Source organism: Brevundimonas sp. NPDC090276, assembly GCF_044772165.1.
Classification (GTDB): domain Bacteria; phylum Pseudomonadota; class Alphaproteobacteria; order Caulobacterales; family Caulobacteraceae; genus Brevundimonas.
On record NZ_JBIVYK010000001.1, the window covers coordinates 1,145,391 to 1,162,903 of the forward strand.

The 17,513-nt window shown below is 68.4% G+C and carries 11 protein-coding genes; 5 read left to right on the forward strand and 6 right to left on the reverse strand.

Annotation, left to right across the window (positions count from 1 at the left end; all coding sequences use genetic code 11):
• Positions 1–4: 4 nt before the first annotated feature.
• On the reverse strand, positions 5–337 hold the full coding sequence (locus ACIQTU_RS05610) for a chorismate mutase (RefSeq protein WP_400543518.1): 333 nt from the start codon (positions 335–337) through the stop codon (positions 5–7).
• Between the two features lie 4 nt (positions 338–341).
• Positions 342–1,157, reverse strand: a complete 816-nt coding sequence (locus tag ACIQTU_RS05615; RefSeq protein ID WP_400543521.1) for a ferredoxin--NADP reductase — start codon at positions 1,155–1,157, stop codon at positions 342–344.
• Between the two features lie 138 nt (positions 1,158–1,295).
• Here ACIQTU_RS05615 and ACIQTU_RS05620 point away from each other — a divergent pair, with 138 nt between their 5' ends.
• From ACIQTU_RS05620 to ACIQTU_RS05630, 3 genes are read left to right on the forward strand one after another with little or no spacing between them, the layout of a single operon-like run.
• Complete coding sequence (locus ACIQTU_RS05620; protein ID WP_400543524.1) at positions 1,296–3,545, forward strand: S9 family peptidase; 2,250 nt, start codon at positions 1,296–1,298, stop codon at positions 3,543–3,545.
• Positions 3,479–5,062 (forward strand): amidase, encoded by a 1,584-nt coding sequence (locus ACIQTU_RS05625; RefSeq protein WP_400543527.1) that lies wholly within the window; start codon positions 3,479–3,481, stop codon positions 5,060–5,062. Before ACIQTU_RS05620 ends, ACIQTU_RS05625 begins: the two co-directional genes overlap by 67 nt.
• 33 nt (positions 5,063–5,095) lie before the next feature.
• Complete coding sequence (locus tag ACIQTU_RS05630; protein ID WP_400543530.1) at positions 5,096–5,578, forward strand: low affinity iron permease family protein; 483 nt, start codon at positions 5,096–5,098, stop codon at positions 5,576–5,578.
• Here ACIQTU_RS05630 and ACIQTU_RS05635 read toward each other — a convergent pair.
• Both ACIQTU_RS05635 and ACIQTU_RS05640 read right to left on the reverse strand, forming a co-directional pair.
• Entirely contained in the window at positions 5,575–7,026 is a 1,452-nt protein-coding gene (locus ACIQTU_RS05635) for an amidohydrolase (RefSeq protein ID WP_400543533.1), read from the reverse strand. The two genes, ACIQTU_RS05630 and ACIQTU_RS05635, sit on opposite strands and share 4 nt — an antisense overlap.
• Positions 7,027–7,105: 79 nt before the next feature.
• A complete protein-coding gene (locus tag ACIQTU_RS05640) occupies positions 7,106–10,138 on the reverse strand; it encodes a TonB-dependent receptor domain-containing protein (protein ID WP_400543536.1) in 3,033 nt (1,010 codons plus the stop codon).
• A 387-nt stretch (positions 10,139–10,525) separates the two neighbouring features.
• Between ACIQTU_RS05640 and ggt the strand changes: the two genes are divergently transcribed.
• Together ggt and ACIQTU_RS05650 are read left to right on the forward strand one after the other, a co-directional pair.
• A complete protein-coding gene (gene ggt / locus ACIQTU_RS05645) occupies positions 10,526–12,265 on the forward strand; it encodes a gamma-glutamyltransferase (RefSeq protein WP_400543539.1) in 1,740 nt (579 codons plus the stop codon).
• Between the two features lie 26 nt (positions 12,266–12,291).
• Positions 12,292–14,763 carry a zinc-dependent metalloprotease gene (locus ACIQTU_RS05650; protein ID WP_400543542.1) on the forward strand — a complete coding sequence of 824 codons (2,472 nt, stop codon included), beginning with the start codon at positions 12,292–12,294 and terminating at the stop codon, positions 14,761–14,763.
• Between the two features lie 15 nt (positions 14,764–14,778).
• Here the strand turns inward: ACIQTU_RS05650 and ACIQTU_RS05655 are convergent, their stop codons facing one another.
• Both ACIQTU_RS05655 and ACIQTU_RS05660 read right to left on the reverse strand, forming a co-directional pair.
• Entirely contained in the window at positions 14,779–15,900 is a 1,122-nt protein-coding gene (locus ACIQTU_RS05655; protein WP_400543545.1) for a P1 family peptidase, read from the reverse strand.
• Positions 15,897–17,513, reverse strand: a complete 1,617-nt coding sequence (locus ACIQTU_RS05660) for an ABC transporter ATP-binding protein (protein WP_400543548.1) — start codon at positions 17,511–17,513, stop codon at positions 15,897–15,899. Before ACIQTU_RS05660 ends, ACIQTU_RS05655 begins: the two co-directional genes overlap by 4 nt.

Here is a 17,513-nt window from a genome sequence, read left to right on the forward strand (position 1 = left end):
CGCCTCAGCCCCGCGTCGCGTCGTACTTGGCGAACTCGTGGGCGATGCAGCGGTCGATCAGCAGGCGCCAGACCGGTTCGGCGATGTCGGGCGACAGGCCGGCGGGCTGGGCGGCTGCCAGCACCTTGGCCACCACGTCGTCGATGCGGGCCTGGTCGAAGACGGCGTCGCGGTTCGGCTTGATGCGGGCGGCGGCGTCCATGTAGCGCTGACGCTCGGCCAGGAGGGTCACCAGGGCGCGGTCGAGCGCATCCACGCCCTGCCGCACGTCGACCATGGTGGCGCAGTCTTCCGGGGCCTTGCGGTCGTCGATCGCGACGGCGGCGGGAGAGGTCATCAGGTCAGCCGACAAAGGCGCGCTCCAGAACATAGTCGCCGGGTTCGGCGTTCGAGCCTTCCTTGAGGCCGTAGGATTCCAGCAGTTCGCCGGTCTCCTTGATCATGGCCATCGAGCCGCACAGCATGACGCGGTCGCTGTTGGGCGAGAAGCCGATGGGCAGTTGCAGGTCGGCGAAGACGTCGCCCGACTTGATGCGGTCGGTGATGCGGCCCGGCGTCTCGAACCGTTCGCGGGTCACGGTCGGGTAGTAGGTCAGCTGGGCCTTGGCCTCATCGCCGATCAGCGGATCGTCGTGAATCTCATGCGCAAAGAAGTCACGGTAGGCCAGATCGGCGACATTGCGCACCGTGTGGCAGACGATGACCTGCTTGAAGCGCGAGTAGGTCTCGGGATCGCGCGCGACCGACAGCCAGGGCGCCAGGCCCGTGCCCGTGCCGATCAGCCACAGACGCTCGCCGCCGGTCAGGGCGTCCAGCACCAGGGTGCCGGTCGGCTTCTTGCCCATCAGGACGCTGTCGCCGGGCTGGATTTTCTGCAGGCGCGAGGTCAGCGGGCCGTCCTCGACCTTGATGGAGAAGAACTCCAGCTCTTCGGCCCAGAAGGGGCTGGCGATGGAGTATGCGCGCAGCACCGGCTTGGCGCCGTCTTCGCCGGGCAGACCGATCATGACGAACTCGCCCGAACGGAAGCGGAAATCCTCGGGCCGTTTCACGCCGAAGCTGAACAACTGGTCGTTCCAGTGGCGGACCCACAGGACCTCGAGGTCGTGGAAGGGGCTGGCCTTGACGGGCGGCGCGGCGAGGGAGGCGTCGGACATGGGGCCTAACTAGGCGGTCGCGGGCGAATGCGAAAGGCTCGCGGGCGCCGCAGCCGCGCAGATTTGCGGATGACGGCGGAAGAATCCGCCTCTAGCTTCGCCGCCATGCGCACATTCCTTCTTGCTTCGACGATCCTGATGGCTGCCACCTCGGCCTTCGCCCAGTCCTCTCCGCAGCCCGTGACGCCGCCGGCCGCCACGGCCCCGGCCTCCTCGATCCTGACGGTTGAGCGGGTCTTCGCCAATCCGTCCCTGTCGGGGCCGGTGGCCAAGGGCGTGAGCCTGTCGCCTGACGGCGAACTGGTCGCCTTCCTGCGCTCGCGCGAGGACGATGTGGACGTGCTGGACCTGTGGGCCGCGCCGGTGAAGGGCGGCGAGCCGTTCAAGCTGATCGACGCGCGGGCCCTGGTGCCTGACGCGGGCGAACTGTCCGAGGCCGAGAAGGCGCGCCGTGAGCGGATGCGGATTTCGCAGCGCGGCGTGGTCGAATATTCGTGGGACGAGCAGGGGCGGTACATCCTGGCCCCGCTGGAAGGCGACATCTTCCTGGCCAATCGCGCCGACGGCAGCGTGCGTCGTCTGACGGAAACCACGGCGGACGAGATCGACGCCAAGGTCTCGCCCAAGGGCGCCTATGTCAGCTTCGTGCGCGATCAGAACCTGGTCGTCGTCAACCTGGAGACCGGCGCCGAGCAGGCGATCACCGCGGACGGCAAGGACCTGATCACCTGGGCCACGGCCGAGTTCATCGCCCAGGAGGAGCTTGATCGCGACACCGGCTACTGGTGGAGCCCTGACGAGCGCTTCATCGCCCTGCAGCGCACCGACGAGACCCAGGTCGATGTCATCCCGCGTCTGGACATCACCGGCGGCGGCGCCTCGGTGATTGAGCAGCGCTACCCGCGCGCCGGTCGCCCCAACGCCGTGGTCGAGCTCTATGTGCAGGACGTGCAGGCGGGCAAACGGGTGAAGGTTGATCTGGGCGCCGACGCGGACATCTATCTGGCCCGCGTCAACTGGGCCAAGGACGGGCGGACCATGTACGTCCAGCGCCTGTCGCGCGACCAGAAGACCCTGGACCTGCTGAGCGTCGATCCGACCACAGGCTCCAGCCGCGTCATCGCCACCCAGCGCTCGGACGCCTGGGTGCCGCTGAGCCACAGCTTCAAGGCCCTGGCCGACGGCAACTTCATCTGGTCTTCGGAAGAGAGCGGCTGGAACCATCTCTACCTCTACAACCGCGACGGTCGCCGCCTGCGCGCGATCACGCGCGGCGACTATCCGGTCAAGTCGCTGGCTGGCGTCAATCCGACGACGGGCGAGGTTTTCTTCACCGCCTCCATGCGCGACGGCAAGGAATACCCGATCGAACAGCAACTGTTCCGCGCCAGCTACAAGCGGACGGGCGCACCGACCGAGGTCACCCCGCGCGGCGGTTGGTGGAACGCCTCGGTCAACGACACGGGCACGGCCTATGTCGGCAACTACACCGACGTGAACACCCCGGCCCAGTCGGCGCTCTACACCATCGACGGCCAGCGCGTGCGCTGGATCGAAGAGAACAAACTTCAGCCCGGCCATCCCTTCTGGCCCTATGCCGAGCGCCAGCAGAAGCCGACTTTCGGCACGCTGCAAAGCCACGGCGAGACGCTGATGTGGCAGATGACCACGCCGCCGGGCTTTGATCCGACCAAGACCTATCCGGTCGTCATGCAGGTGTACGGCGGTCCCTCGGGCGGCGGTGTGAAGAACGCCTGGCAGGGCGCGACCAACCAGCTTCTGACCGAGGCCGGCTACATCGTCTTCCGTCTGGACAACCGGGGCGAGGGCGACCGTTCGGCGGCCTTCAAGCAGGCCCTCTATCTGAAGATGGGTCAGCCGGAGATCGAGGATCAGGTCATCGCCGCCGACTATCTGCGGTCGCTGCCCTACGTCGACGACAGCCGCATGGCCATGATGGGCTGGTCCTATGGCGGCTTCATGAGCCTGATGGCCCTGACCGAGCCCAAGATGGGCCTGGCCTCGGCCCTGGCCGGCGCCCCGCCGACCGAATGGAGCCTCTACGACACGGCCTATACCGAGCGTTACATGTCGACGCCGCAGGGGAACGTAGAGGGCTATGCCGCGTCCGACGTGCTGGGCCGCCTCGACAACCTGACGGGGCGTCTGCTGCTGCTGCACGGCATGGCCGACGACAATGTCATCTTCGAGAACACGACGCGGGTGCTGGACGGCCTTCAGGCCAAGAGCATCCCCTTCGAGACCATGCTCTATCCCGGACAGCGCCACGGCGTGCGCGGCAACGAGAGGCAGCTTCACCTATGGCGCACCTACCTCGACTTCCTCGACCGCACCATCGGCACACGGGCGCCCGCCAAGGCGGACTGATCCTCGCCGCCGTCAGTGCCCTGGCGCTGACGGCGTGCGCCACGGTCAAGCAGGAACCGGCGGCGGCGACGGCCGGCTACGAAGCCGTTTCGGCCGCCAGGATCGTCGACGGCATGGCCATCTATGGACCGGGCCATGCCTCGTGGGCGCTGGAGGTCGACCGAGGCGTGCGCGGGGGTGTCGCGCCGAACGCCCTGGTGACGCTGGCGCCGAGCCTCCATTGGTCGAAGGGCGAGGGGGGGGGCTATCTGGACGGCCTTCCCGTCCTGCTGAAGGACAATATCGAGACGCGCGATATGCCGACGACGGCGGGCTCGCTGGCCCTGACCGCCAATGCGCCGGGCCGCGACGCGCCTCTGGTCGCGCGGCTGAGGGATGCCGGGGCGATCATCCTCGGTAAGACCAATCTGTCGGAATGGGCCAATATCCGTTCATCGGACTCGATCAGCGGCTGGAGCGCGGTCGGCGGTCAGACGCGCAATCCCTATGACCCCGCCCGGACGCCCTGCGGCTCGTCTTCCGGCAGCGGGGTGGCGGTGGCCATCGGCCTGGCGCCCGTCGCCATCGGCACCGAGACGGACGGCTCCATCGTCTGCCCGGCCTCGGTCAACGGCGTGGTCGGGTTCAAACCGACCGTGGGTCTGGTCAGCCGCACCCACATCGTGCCCATCAGCCATTCGCAGGACACCGCCGGCCCCATCGCCCGGACGGTCGAGGACGCGGCCATCGTGCTGAGCGTCATCGCCGGGTCCGATCCCGCCGATCCGGCCACTGTCGAGGCGGATACGCGCAAGGTCGACTACCGCGCGGCGCTGGACGCGGGCAGCCTGAGCGGCGCGCGGATCGGGGTCATGCGTTTCCTGCTGCCCTCCTATTCGGCTGAGACCCGCGACGAGTTCGAGCGGGCGCTGACCGCCCTGCGCGCGGCGGGGGCCGAGGTGGTCGAGATCGAACAGGCGCCGTCCGACCTGCGCGTCATCGGGGGGTGGGAGATGACGGTCCTGATGACGGAACTGAAACACGACCTGAACGCCTACCTGGCCTCGACCGACCCGGCGCAGGTCAAGACGCGGACCCTGGCCGACGTCATCGCCTTCAACGCCGCCGAGCCGCGCGAGACGGTGCTGTTCGGCCAGGACCTGTTCGAACGCGCCCAGGCGACCGTGGGACTGACCGATCCCGCCTATGTGGAGGCGCGGGCCAAATCGCTGCAGGCGGCGGGGCCGGATGGGATCGACCGGATGATGGCCGAACATGGCGTGGTCGCCCTGATCGCGCCGACGACCTCACGCGCCTGGACCAATAACCCGAAGGACAGGGACGAGATGCAGGGCTCGGCCAGTCGGCTGGCGGCGGTGGCGGGCTATCCGCACCTGACTGTGCCGATGGGCTTTGATCGCGGGATGCCCGTGGGCCTCAGCTTCATTGGCGGGAAATGGCAGGACGCCCGCATTCTGTCGCTGGGTCATGCCTATGAACAGGCCACGCGGGAACGTCCGGCGCCGCCGAGTCGCTGAGCAACCTCGGCCGTTCAGGCGGGTTAACCGGTTATGGAAAAGCTGTTCAACCATTTCGCCAATGCGACGGCCAAGGTGGCGGGCCGGCCGTGGACCTTCTTCCTGTGCCTTCTGCTGGTTCTCGTCTGGGCGGTGACCGGGCCAGCCTTCAAATTCAGCGAGACCTGGCAACTGGTGATCAACACCGGCACGACCATCATTACCTTCCTCATGGTCTTTCTGATCCAGAACACTCAGAACCGCGACGCGGCGGCCATGCACGCCAAGATGGACGAGCTGATCTATGCCGTCAGGAAGGCCGACGCCCGCTTCATCGGCATCGAACATCTGACCGACAAGCAGTTGGCCGCCATTCTGGAAGAGGTCGAGGCGCGGGCCTTGGCCATCCATGCCGGTCACCCGGCGCGGGCGATCAAGGGCAAGCCCGCCGTTCGGGCCGAGGAGATCGAGGCCGAACAGCCGGCGGTCGCCCGACCGTCGCATGACGGCCGGGCTGGACGCGGCAAGGCGTCCTAGTCGCGGTAATTCAGCGCCGGGGCGCGGTCGCCCAGCAAGGCCTCGTATTTGAAGTCCGGGCCGCGGCGGCGTTCGAACTCGGCCTTGGCCGTGGCGATGGTGTCGGGGCTTTGGAACAGTTCGGCGGTGGTCAGGGCCAGGGTCTTGGCGGCCAGATGGGCGCCCTTGAGGCCGATGGTTGAACCGGCGGCGACCACGTTCTGCCAGCTATGGCCCGCCGAGCCGGGGACGAAGGTGGCGGTGGACAGGCCGACCGTCGGCGCGACCCAGGAGACGTCCGAGACGTCGGTCGAGCCGCCGAAGTCGCCGCCGATCACCGCCGGTTCGATCGTGCCGACGCTGGCCAGATCGGGTTTCGTCGGCAGGGTTTTCTGGATCTCGGTGGCCAGGGCGATTTCCTCTGGCGTCCAGGTGATGCCGCCGACATGGCGCAGGTTGCGGTCCATGACGGTCATCAGGGCCTCATTGGGCAGCATGGAATAGACGCCGCCGATGGCCTCGAACTCGACGCGGGTGCCGGTGCCCAGCGCGGCGCCCTCGGCCGCCTTCTTCACCCGCTCCAGCACGTCGCGGACGATCTGCGGGTCGTTGTGGCGGACGTAGTAGTAGCTTTCGGCGAAGGCCGGGACGACGTTGGGCGCCTTGGCCCCGTCGGTGATGGCGTAGTGGATGCGGGTGCGATCGGGAATATGCTCGCGCATCAGGTTGACCATGGCGTTCATGGCCTCGACCCCGTCCAGGGCCGAGCGGCCGCGATCCGGGGCGGCGGCGGCGTGGGCGGCCGTGCCGTAGAAGCGGAACTTGCCCGAGACGTTGGACATGGTGTCGCCCTGACGGGCGCTGTTGACGTTGCCGGGGTGCCAGTGGACGGCCACGTCGACGTCGTCGAACAGGCCGTCGCGGACCATATAGACCTTGCCCGAGCCGCCTTCCTCGGCGGGCGTGCCATAGACGCGCAACTCGCCCTTGATGTTGTTTGCGACCATCCAGTCCTTGACCGCGATGGCGGCGTGAACCGAGGCGGCGCCGAACAGGTTGTGGCCGCAGCCGTGGCCGGCGTGGCCGCCGGCGGATTCCTGCACCGGGTTCATCGTCTGCGACAGGCCGGGCAGGGCGTCGTACTCGGCCAGAACCGCGATGACCGGGCCGGCGCCGTTCTTGAAGCTGGCCAGGAAGGCGGTCGGTTCGTTGGCGATGCCCGGCGTGACCTGGAAGCCCGCCTCGCGCAGTTGGCCCTGCAACAGGGTCGAGCTTTGCGTCTCCTGATAGCCGAGCTCCGCGAACTTCCAGATTTCGAGCGCGGCGTGGTCCAGGGCGGGCTGGTTGCGCTCGACCGTGCCGGTGATCTGGCTCCGGGCCTGCGGCGACAGTTCGCCGGCGAGGGCCGGGGCGGCCAGACCGGTCAGGGCGGCGGCGACGGCCAGCACGCTCAGGGAGACGGGTTTCATCGGGAACTCCAAACAGACGTCAAAACAGAAGAGGGCGGAAGACGATCGCTCGCCTTCCGCCCGACAGGATCAAGAGCGATCAGAAGCTCTTGCGGATGCTGGCGTACCAGTAGCGACCGTAGGGCTGGTGCACCGTGCCGAGGTAGCCGTCCAGAGCCAGGGGCGGGGCTTCGTCGGCGAGGTTACGCACGCCGACGCGGACGGCGGTTCCGGCCAGGCGGCCGCCATCCCACTCATACTCGCCGTACAGGTTGCCGGTGATCTGCGAGTCCACCGTCCAGACCTCGCCGGCTGAGTTGGTCAGGGTGTCCTGTTCAACGCTGCCGATGTAGGATGTGTAGGCGCCGACCGTGATGTTTTGATAGCGCCAGGTCGCGGAACCCGACCACTTCCACTCGGGACGCCCGCCTGCGCGGATCAGGTCGCCGGCACTGCCGCTGAAGCCGATGACGCTGTCGATCTTGCCTTCGGCCTTGGCGGCCATCAGGGCCTGAACGGCCGGCGAAGGCTCCAGGTAGTATTTCAGCAGGTGCGAGACGTTCAGGTTGGCGCTGAAGTCGCCGAAGCGGGTGCCGCGCAGGCTCCACATGACGCCCAGGTCGATGCCCTGGACCTCCTGCGGCTGCAGGTTGTCGTAGAGGTCCTTGACGTACAGAATCTCGCCGGCTGGAGCCATGCCGGCGGCGGTGAAGACGGCGGCGTCTTCGGCGCTCGCAGCGGCGCGGACCACGTTGGGGTTGAAGCTGCCCTGCTTGCGCAGCAGGTAGTCCAGCGTCAGGGCGTTCTGACCACGGAAGACGCCGACCATGCCTTCCTGCTTCACGTTCCACCAGTCGATGGTGATGGTGAAGTCACCCAGTTCGGCGGGGGTGAAGTCCGGCTGGATCACCGTGCCGAACGACAGGGTTTCCGACTCTTCCGGCTTCAGGTTGGGGTTGCCGGCGCGCTGCTCGGCGACGTTGCGACGAATGCGGACGCTGTTGATCGTGCCGCCGGTGGCGCCCACGCACTTATCCAGGCCTGTGATGGCGCCGGTGATCCGCAGGGCTTCGCAATAGGCCCAGTCGGTGCTGCTGTTCGAGCGGGTGACGATGCTGGCGTTGATTTGCTCCAGGTTCGGCGCGCGGAAGCCCTGGGCCCAGGAGCCGCGCAGACGCAGGCCCTCGGCCAGATCCCAGGCCACGGCGACCTTGGGCTTGGCGATGTCGCCGAAGTCCGAATAGTGCTCGTAGCGGCCCGCGATCTGGGCTTCCAGATTATGGACGAAGGGGATGTTCATCTCGGGCGAGACGATGGGCACGGCCAGTTCGGCGTAGGCCGAATAGACGGTGCGGTCGCCCTCGGTGTCCGGGTTCATCGAGGAGTTGATGAGGTCGCCGTAAACTGCGCCCGAGGCGTCGGTGAAGGTGATGGTGCCGTCGATGCGCGCGTCGCGATCATCCAGCTGGGTTTCGCGGCGGGCCTCGACGCCGGCCGCCATGCCGAGATCGCCGGCGGGCAGAGCGAAGAGGTCGGGACGCGACACCTTGAAGTCCCACAGGGCCAGGGTGGTCTCGGTATAGCGCCGCATCTTCTGGCGGATGGCGTCCAGTGCGGCCTTGCTGCTGGGCGTGCCGTCGCCGAAGGCTGGATTGTTCAGGTCGCCGCCGTTGAACGGGTTGTAGGCGTCGGGCGTCGACAGGGCGAGTTGCTTCTGCAGGGCCGTGGTCGAGACGTTGTCGCTGATGTCCTCGGCGCTGGCTTCGGAATAGAGCAGGGCGCTTTCCCAGTCCCAACCCGCGAACTCGCCGCGCAGGCCGCCCAGGGCGCGGTACTGCTTGTTGGTGACGTTGACCTCGATCGGGCCCAGATCGTCGAAGCGGTAGCCGCTGAGCAGAAGATCCACGCCGCCGGCCGGGGCCGTGATGCCGGGCAGACGGTTGGGGTTCGGCGCGCCGCCCGGCAGGGTCGTGGCGCCGAAGGGGTTGTAATAGTTGGTCTTGGGAATGGTCAGGACGATCGAGGACAGGGTGCTGATCGGCGCCTGCCAAGCCGTGGTTTCGGCGTGATAATAGCCCAGCTCGCCGAAGGCCTCGACGCTGTCGTTCAGCTTGTACTTGCCCGTGACGAAGAGGTTGAGGCGTTCGACCTCGGGCATGACGGTCAGGCCCTGGGCCGCCGAGTCCGAATAGAGGCGGGCATCGATCCCTGTGCCGGACTTGAGGCACAGGCCATTGCCGAGCGCGGGGCCGCACCCGGCGAAGGTCGAGGGCTGGGTGCTGAACGCCGTCAGGTTGGCCGATGCGCCGGGCAGGCGCACCGTGCCGCCGGTGGGGCGGAACAGGCCCCAGGGCGTCAGCGACGAGCGGCTGTTCAGCGAGGTGTTGCCCTCGAAGCCGGTGCCGGCGAACAGCGGGCGCTTGTCCAGCGAGGCGGTGTAGTCCTGATCCGTCGTCGAAAGTTCGGTGCGCTGGTCGTAGTTGAGGAAGGCCGACAGGTTGGCGCGACCGTCGAGGAAGTCACGGCCGCCGTAGGCGCTGAAGTTGGTCTCGCGCATGCCGGTGCCCTCGGCGCCGCCGTACTGGGCTGAGACGGTCAGGCCGTTCAGGTCGTCGCGCAGGACGGTGTTGATCACCCCGGCCACGGCGTCGGCGCCATAGATGGCGGCGGCGCCGTCGCGCAGGACCTCCAGGCGCTTCAGGCCCGTCACCGGAATGGCGTTGGTGTTGTAGGTCAGGACTGGCACCAGGTGCTCGTTGGCCTGCGACGTCGGGTGTCCGACCACGCGGCGGCCGTTCAGCAGGACCAGGGTGTTGCCGATGCCGAGGCCGCGCAGGTTGACCGAGCCGGTGTCGCCGCGCGCCGAGTTCGAACTGTTGGGCAGGTAGCTGGCGTTGAAGGTCACGTCGCCCATCTGGGGGATCGAGCGGATCAGTTCGTCGCCGGATGACGCGGCGGTGGCCAGGATCTGCTCCTCGCCGACGACCGTGACGGGCAGGGCGGCGGTGACCTTGGCGCCGCGAATTTGCGAACCGACGACGACGATCTCGTCCACCTGGGTGGCTTCCGGCTCAGGAGCGTCCTGAGCGACGGCGGCGGTGGCGGCGCCGAACAGCGCCGTAGTGGCCAACATGGCCGTCTTCAAGCTTCGACGAGCGAAGGCTGCACGCATGGTCATACTATCCCCGTTATTGGTCATCGAACCCGGTATCCCCCCGATGCTCGTCCGGCGGCGGCCGGATTTCCGTAGACGCAAGGTGTCTGTCCGGATGGCGCAGTTTGCGGCAGGTCCGGAGAGTTCTCCTCAATCGCGACTAAAAGCGGCCACAATCGAGACGTCAACCGCTCAAGGTTAAATATTGCCGTTATTCAAGATTGAGCGCAACGTAATCGCCAAATGTCTCTCTTGAGTTCGTTGTTTTGGCAATGCTATCGCTTGTTTCGGCTGCGCCTCCTCAGGGTGAAATCAGGCTTTCCGCCCTTGGGAGTTCGGTGGCGTGCGAATTGTGACGGGGTGGCTATGCGTTCTCATCTGAAGATTCTGACGGTCGCGGCGGCGGCCCTGTTGGCGACGGCGCCTGCTTTCGCGCAAGAAGCGGCGGTCCCGACCCGGCCTACGGTCGGCAGCGGCGGCGACATCGTCAGCTACGGCCAGATCCACAGCCCGACGGTCGGACGCGGCGGCATGGTGGTGAGCCAGAGCGCGCTGGCGACTCAGGTGGGCGTCGACATCCTGAAACAGGGCGGCAACGCCGTGGACGCGGCGGTGGCCGTGGCTTTCGCCGAGGCGGTGACCCTGCCGCGCGCCGGCAACATCGGCGGCGGGGGCTATATGATCGTCCACATGGCGGCGACGGCGGATCGCCCGGCCCAGGACATCGCCATCAACTATTACGGCACGGCGCCGCGCGCCACGACGCCTGACTTCCTGCTGGACGACAGCGGCAAGTTCGATCGCCGCGCGCCTTCCAGCTTCCGCAACGTCTCGGTGCCCGGCACGGTCGCGGGCATGTGGGAGGCGCATAAGCGTTTCGGCGTCCTGACCTGGGCTCAAGTCGTGGCGCCGTCGGTCAAGCTGGCCGAGGACGGCGTCATCCTGTCGGATGGCGAGGCCGACGCCACTGCCGGCCGCGCTACGGTCCTGGCTACCGATCCCGGCGCGCGCGAAGCCTATCTGAAAGCCGACGGCACGCCCTATCGCGCGGGCGAGCTGTTCAAGCAGCCCCAACTGGCCTGGAGCCTGCGTCAGGTGCAGCAGGGCGGCGCCGACGCCTTCTATCGCGGGGAACTGGCGCAAAAGATCGTCGAGGGCGTGCGGGCCCGCGGCGGCGTCATGGACGCGCAGGATCTGGCTGATTATCGCGCCGACGTGACCGCGCCGATCTGGTCCACCTATCGCGATCACCGCATCGCCTACATGCCGCCGACCGCCTCGGGCGTCAGCGTGGCCGAGGGGCTGAACCTGCTGGAGCACTTCCCCATGCGCGACCTGCGCTGGGGCAGCGTCGACAGCCTGCATCTGATTTCCGAGGCGATGAAGATCGTCTCCTCGGACCGTCGCCTGGTCGGCGGCGCGCCCCAGTGGACGACGCCCGCGCAGGGGCTGGCCAGCAAGGAATTCGCCGCCGAGCGGGTCAAGCTGATCCGCATGGATCGCTCGCTGGCCGCCGCCGACATCCCCGAGGGCAACCCCTATCCCTATGAGAGCCAGGACACGACCCACTATTCGGTGGCCGACGCCCACGGCAATGCGGTGTCGAACACCTACACCCTGTCCAACTCCTATGGCGCGCACGTCGCTCCGGTGGGGACGGGCATCCTGCTGAACAACTCGCTCGACAACTTCTCGTGGGGCACGCGCGGTGAGCCCAACTCGCCCGCGCCGGGCAAGCGTCTGGGCTCGACCATCACGCCGATGATCGTCTTTGACGACGACAAGCCCTGGCTGGTCACCGGTACGCCGGGCGGCGGCTACATCATCGCGACCATGGTCCAACTGGTCTCCAACGTCATCGACCACCAGTTGAACATCGCCGAGGCCGCCATGCGTCCGCGCCTGAACCAGGGCGGCGGCGACAGCCCGCTGGAGCTGGAAGGCGGTTTCTCGCCCGACGTCGAGCGCCTGCTGCGCGAGCGCGGCCACACGGTCCGCCCGTCCATGACAATGGGCAGCACCCAGTCCATCATGATTGAGGGCGATCGATTCCTAGGCGCGGCGGACACCCGCCGGCCCGACGCCCTGGCGCTTGGCGTCCAGTAGATTTCAGTCAACCGCGGGGGCGGCTCATGTTGCGCAAGGTTCTGCTGGCGAGCGTCGCCGGCCTGGTCGTAGCCGCGGGGGCGGCGCCGGTTCTGGCTCGAACGGGAAGCCCGGCCGCTGCCGCGTCGTCGGCCTCGACCTGGCAGGACGGCCTGTTCGGCGTGAAGCTGGATCGGCAGAAGGGCAAGGCGACGGTGCGTCTGCCCGCGCCGGGCGCGGACGGGGTGCTGGGCCGCTACCTCTATCAGCCCGGTCTGTCGGCGGGGCTGGGGATGGACGGGGCCGGGCTGGACCGTTCGGGTCTGGGGGCGGCCCAGGTCGTGGCCTTCCGCAAGGCAGGCAACCGCGTCTTCGCCGAGTTCGAGAACACCCGCTTCCGCGCCCAGAACGCCGACGCCGATCAGGTGAACGCGGTCGCCGCCTCCTTCGCGCCGTCGGTCGTCTGGTCCGGCGAGGTGGTCGAGACGGGGGCGGACGGTTCGGTCAACGTCGACTTGTCGGGTTTCCTTGAGCGCGACGCGATCAACGCCGTCGGACGCCTGAAGCGGGCGCGGCTGGGCACGTTCAAGGCGGCGCCCAGCCTTGGCTATCTGGACGCCGACCAGACCCTGGTCTTCCCCGACAATGTCGAGTTCCAGACCGTTCAGACCTTCACCAGCGACGAGCCGGGGGCGGAGCTGTCGCGCGTCTCGCCGGACTCGCGCTCGGTCACCCTGGCGGTGCGCCACTCCTTCATCCGCCTGCCGGACGACGGCTTCCAGACGGTTCTGCATGACCCGCGTTCGGGCACCTCGGCCCAGGTGACGGTGACGGATTTCGCCGCCGATCTGGATCAGCCGGTGGTCAGCCGCCTGGCCCGTCGTTTCCGGCTGGAGAAGACCGATCCGACCGCCGCGCGCTCGACGGTGAAGACGCCGATCGTCTTCTACGTGGACCGCGCCGCCCCGCCCGCTATCCGTCAGGCCTTGATCGAGGGCGGCAACTGGTGGGCGCAAGCCTTTGACAAGGCGGGCTACATCGACGCCTTCCGGGTGGAGCTGCTGCCTGAGGGCGCGCACCCGATGGACGCCCGTTACAACATCGTCTCCTGGGTTCACCGCGAGACGCGCGGATGGTCCACCGGCACCAGCGTCAACGACCCGCGCACCGGCGAGATCGTGCGCGGCGTGGTGCAACTGGGCTCCCTGCGCGACCGTCAGGACAAGATGATCTTTGAGGGTCTGGTCGGCGCGGCGCGCAGCGGCACGGGCGGCGAGGACGATCCCGACCGTCTAGCCTATCAGCGCCTGCGCCACCTGTCGGCGCACGAGATCGGTCACGCGCTGGGGATTTCGCACAACTTCGCAGCCTCGACCTTTGAGGACCGGGCCTCGGTCATGGATTATCCGGCCCCCTGGGTGATCGCCGACGGCGAGCGTCTGGACTTCAGCCGCGCCTATACGACCGGCGTCGGGGCTTGGGACCACTATGTGGTGGACTGGCTGTACGGCGATGCGCCGGGACAGGACCCGGTCGCCCGGCGCGCCGGGCTGGCGGCCGAGGCGCAGGCCAAGGGCTATCGCTTCGTCAACGACACCGACACCCGGCCGCTGGGCAGTCTGCAGCCCTACGCCGCCATGTGGGACAACGGGACTGACCCGGTCGCCGAGTTCGCCAACGTCATGGCGGTGCGGCGCATCGCCCTGTCGCGCTTCGGCCTGGCTAACCTGCCGACGGGCGCGCCGGCGGCGGACCTGCGCCGGGTGATCGTGCCCATCTACCTCTATCACCGCTATCAGACCACGGCGGTCGGGCGGCAGATCGGCGGCGTGGACTATGGCTACGCCATCAGCGGCGACGGTCATGAGCGGGCCGAGGTCGTGCCTGCGGACAAACAGCGCGCCGCGCTGGAGGCCCTGATGCAGGCGCTGTCGCCGGCCGAGCTGGACCTGCGCGACGACCTGATCGACCTGCTGTCCTCGGCCCAGTCGGGCAATCCTGACCGGCAGATGCAGATCGAGCTGTTCGAGGGAAAGACCGACGCCGTGTTCGACCCGTCATCGGCGGCGGCGGCGGCGTCCGAGGTGGTGTTCGAGACCCTGCTGGCGCCCGAGCGGCTGAACCGTCTAGTCGAGCAGCAGCGTCGCGATGGGGGGCAATTGGGCCTGAACGAGGTGCTGGATCGGGTGGCCACGGCGGTGGGGCCGGGCGGGAACCTCAGCCCGCGTCAGGCGGAACTGCGCCGTGTGACGCGCGCGCGGTACGCCGCCTATCTGGCGGCCCTGATCCAGGGCAAGGACCTGTCGTCCACAGCCCAGGGGGCAGTGCGCGACAGCTCGCGACGGTTCGGCGAGCAGTTGACGCGGTGCCGCGGCGACCGGTTGGAGACGGCGCAATGCGCCTGGCTGGCCGAGGCTCTGACTGGACCGGTCGATGGGTTGAAGGCGCTGAGCGAGACCCTGCCGGTCGCGCAGGCCGTGCCGCCGGGCGCGCCGATCGGCGGCGGCGAGTGGCACTAGAGTGTGGGCGGGAGCTTACAACTCCCGCCAGGTCTGGCCGGTGACACCTTCATAGTTGGCGGCGTGATAGACGCCGCGCGCGATGGCGCGGGCCAGGACATCGGCGGCGACATTGCCCAGCTGGGCCACGGCGATCTGGCGCATGGCGGGGTCCTCGATGATCTTCTTGCCGGTGGACAGGCAGAACAGGGTGTCGCCGTCGTAGGGGGCGTGGGCCGGGCGGATGGCGCGCGCCAGTCCGTCCTGGGCCATGATGGCCAGACGCTGACACTCGACGCGGGTCAGGGCCACGTCGGTGGCGATGCAGGCGAGAGTGGTGTTCTCTCGTGGCTGGGGGCGGAACTTGGCCGCGCCCCAGTCCTCGGCGGAGGCGTGCAGGCCCGATGAGCCGAGGCCGCCGAACTCGTCGCCGATCTCATAGGGGGCGGCCCAGAAGCTCTTGCCCCCCGGCGCCACGACCGAGCCGACGCTGTTGACGGCGACGATGGCGCCCACCGTCCAGCCCGAGGCCATGACGGCCGAGGCCGAGCCGATTCCGCCCTTCAGCGCGCCGGCCGAGGCGCCGTAGCCGGCGCCGGCGGTGCCCAGGTCGAAGCGGTCGCCCGCCGTCTCCAGCGCCTCGACGGCGAGGCGGCGATAGGGCGGGTCCATCTCCCACTTCTTGTTTCCGCCGTTGGCCAGATCATAGAGGCAGGCCGCCGGAACGATGGGCGAGGGGGGCACGCCGGGCGCCCCGCCCATGCCGTAGCCGCGCCCGCGCATCCCCATCCAGGCGGCGACGCCGTCGCCGGACGCCAGACCATAGACCGAACCGCCGGACAGGATGATGGCGTCCACCTCTTGAACCAGATTCTCGGGTTTCAGCACGTCGGTTTCGCGTCCAGCGGGGCCACCGCCGCGCACGTCGACGGCGGCAACGGCGGGCTTTTCGGCCAGGATGACGGTGACCCCGGTGCGGACGCCTACGTCATGGGCCTGACCGACCAGGACGCCCTCGACGTCGGTGATGAGGTTCAGCGGGCCGGTGCGGCCGGACGCGCGGGCGCCTTGCGCGGGGCTCGCGGTGGCGCCGGACGCATGGGCGGCGGAGGCGGCGGCGCCGATCAGGGCCGAGCCGAGGACGGTTCTGCGGTTCATCCGGCGGTTTCCTTTTCCAGAGCGCCATTGCGGACCAGTTCCGGCGTCGCCGCCAGTAGTTTCTGCGTATAGGGGTGCGACGGCGCGGCGAAGACGGCGGCGGTCGGCCCCTGCTCGACGATCCGCCCGGCCTGCATGACCATCAGGCGGTCCGTCACGGCGCGGACCACGGCCAGGTCGTGGCTGACGAACAGATAGGACAGGCCCAGGCGGTTCGATAGATCGGCCAGAAGATCGAGAATCTGCGCCCGGATCGAGACGTCCAGCGCCGAGACCGGCTCGTCCAGACAGATGATCGAGGGTTCGGTGATCAGGGCGCGGGCGATGGCGATGCGCTGGCGCTGGCCGCCTGAGAACTCATGCGGATAGCGGTCGGCGGCCTTGCTGTTCAGGCCCACGCGCTCCAGCATTTCATCGACGCGACGGCGGGCCTCGGCGGGGCTGGGGCGGGCGTCCAGCAGGTGGAAGTTTTCGGCCACGAGGTCGCTGACCCTCCAGCGCGGATCGAAGCTGCCATAGGGGTCCTGGAACACAACCTGGATGTCGCGGCGGATGGCCTTCAGGGCGGCGCCGCGCGCGGCGGTGATGTCGCGACCCTTGACCCGGACGCGGCCGCCTTGCGGTGGCTCCAGAGCGAGGATGGCGCGCAGCAGGGTGGACTTGCCGCAGCCGCTTTCGCCGACCAGTCCGATGCTCTCGCCAGGCTGGATCGACAGGCTGACCTGATCAACGGCGCGGAAGGGAGCGGCCTTGCCGAACAGGGGGCGCGGTCGGGGGTATTCACGCACCAGTCCCTCGACCTCGAGCACCGGCGCGGCGTCCGCGCCAGGCTTACGTGTGCGTTTGGGGACATGGGTCGCATGGGCCAGAAGGCGTTGCGAATAGGGATGGCTTAAGCCATTGCGGATGCGCCCTGCGGGCGCCTGTTCGACCAGTTCGCCGTCCTTCATCACCGCCACGCTGTCGGCCGTTTCGGCCACGACGGCGAGGTCGTGGGCGATGAGGATCAGCCCCATGCCGTCCTCGCGCGCCAGCCGCTTCAGCAGATCCAGAACCTGGGCCTGGGCGGTGACGTCCAATGCCGAGGTCGCCTCGTCCGCGATCAGCAGCTTCGGCGTCAGGGCGATGGCGATGGCGATGGCCACGCGCTGTCGCTGGCCGCCCGAAAGCTCATGCGGATAGCGGCCCAGCGGGAAATGTTCGGCGGGCAGGCCGACGCGCTCCAGCACGGCGCGGGCGACGGCCAGGGCCTCTTTGCGCGACGCCTTCTTATGCAGGCGCACCGTCTCGGCGACCTGATCGCCGATGGTCATGACCGGGTTCAGGGCGGTCATCGGCTCCTGGAAGACGACGCCGACCTCGCGGCCGCGCACCTGACACAGGGCGGCGTCGGAGACGTTCGAGATCAGTTGGCCGTTCAGGCGGATCTCGCCGGTCATGGTCGCGCGCGGCGGCGTCAGGCCCAGCACCGCCAGCGCTGTCATCGACTTGCCCGAGCCGCTTTCGCCGACCAGGCCGAGGATTTCGCCGGGCGCGACGGACAGGCTGACGTGCTTGAGGATCGGCGTCTGGACGATCGACAGGCTGAGGTCGAGGATGTCGAGGACGCTCAT

What these genes read in the sequence shown, in the direction of transcription:
- ACIQTU_RS05610 (WP_400543518.1), bottom strand. Translation starts at nt 337, where the DNA reads ATGACCTCTCCCGCCGCCGTCGCGATCGACGACCGCAAGGCCCCGGAA.
- ACIQTU_RS05615 (WP_400543521.1), bottom strand. Translation starts at nt 1,157, where the DNA reads ATGTCCGACGCCTCCCTCGCCGCGCCGCCCGTCAAGGCCAGCCCCTTC.
- ACIQTU_RS05620 (WP_400543524.1), top strand. Translation starts at nt 1,296, where the DNA reads ATGGCTGCCACCTCGGCCTTCGCCCAGTCCTCTCCGCAGCCCGTGACG.
- ACIQTU_RS05625 (WP_400543527.1), top strand. Translation starts at nt 3,479, where the DNA reads ATGGCGCACCTACCTCGACTTCCTCGACCGCACCATCGGCACACGGGC.
- ACIQTU_RS05630 (WP_400543530.1), top strand. Translation starts at nt 5,096, where the DNA reads ATGGAAAAGCTGTTCAACCATTTCGCCAATGCGACGGCCAAGGTGGCG.
- ACIQTU_RS05635 (WP_400543533.1), bottom strand. Translation starts at nt 7,026, where the DNA reads ATGAAACCCGTCTCCCTGAGCGTGCTGGCCGTCGCCGCCGCCCTGACC.
- ACIQTU_RS05640 (WP_400543536.1), bottom strand. Translation starts at nt 10,138, where the DNA reads ATGTTGGCCACTACGGCGCTGTTCGGCGCCGCCACCGCCGCCGTCGCT.
- ggt (WP_400543539.1), top strand. Translation starts at nt 10,526, where the DNA reads ATGCGTTCTCATCTGAAGATTCTGACGGTCGCGGCGGCGGCCCTGTTG.
- ACIQTU_RS05650 (WP_400543542.1), top strand. Translation starts at nt 12,292, where the DNA reads ATGTTGCGCAAGGTTCTGCTGGCGAGCGTCGCCGGCCTGGTCGTAGCC.
- ACIQTU_RS05655 (WP_400543545.1), bottom strand. Translation starts at nt 15,900, where the DNA reads ATGAACCGCAGAACCGTCCTCGGCTCGGCCCTGATCGGCGCCGCCGCC.
- ACIQTU_RS05660 (WP_400543548.1), bottom strand. Translation starts at nt 17,513, where the DNA reads ATGAGCGTCCTCGACATCCTCGACCTCAGCCTGTCGATCGTCCAGACG.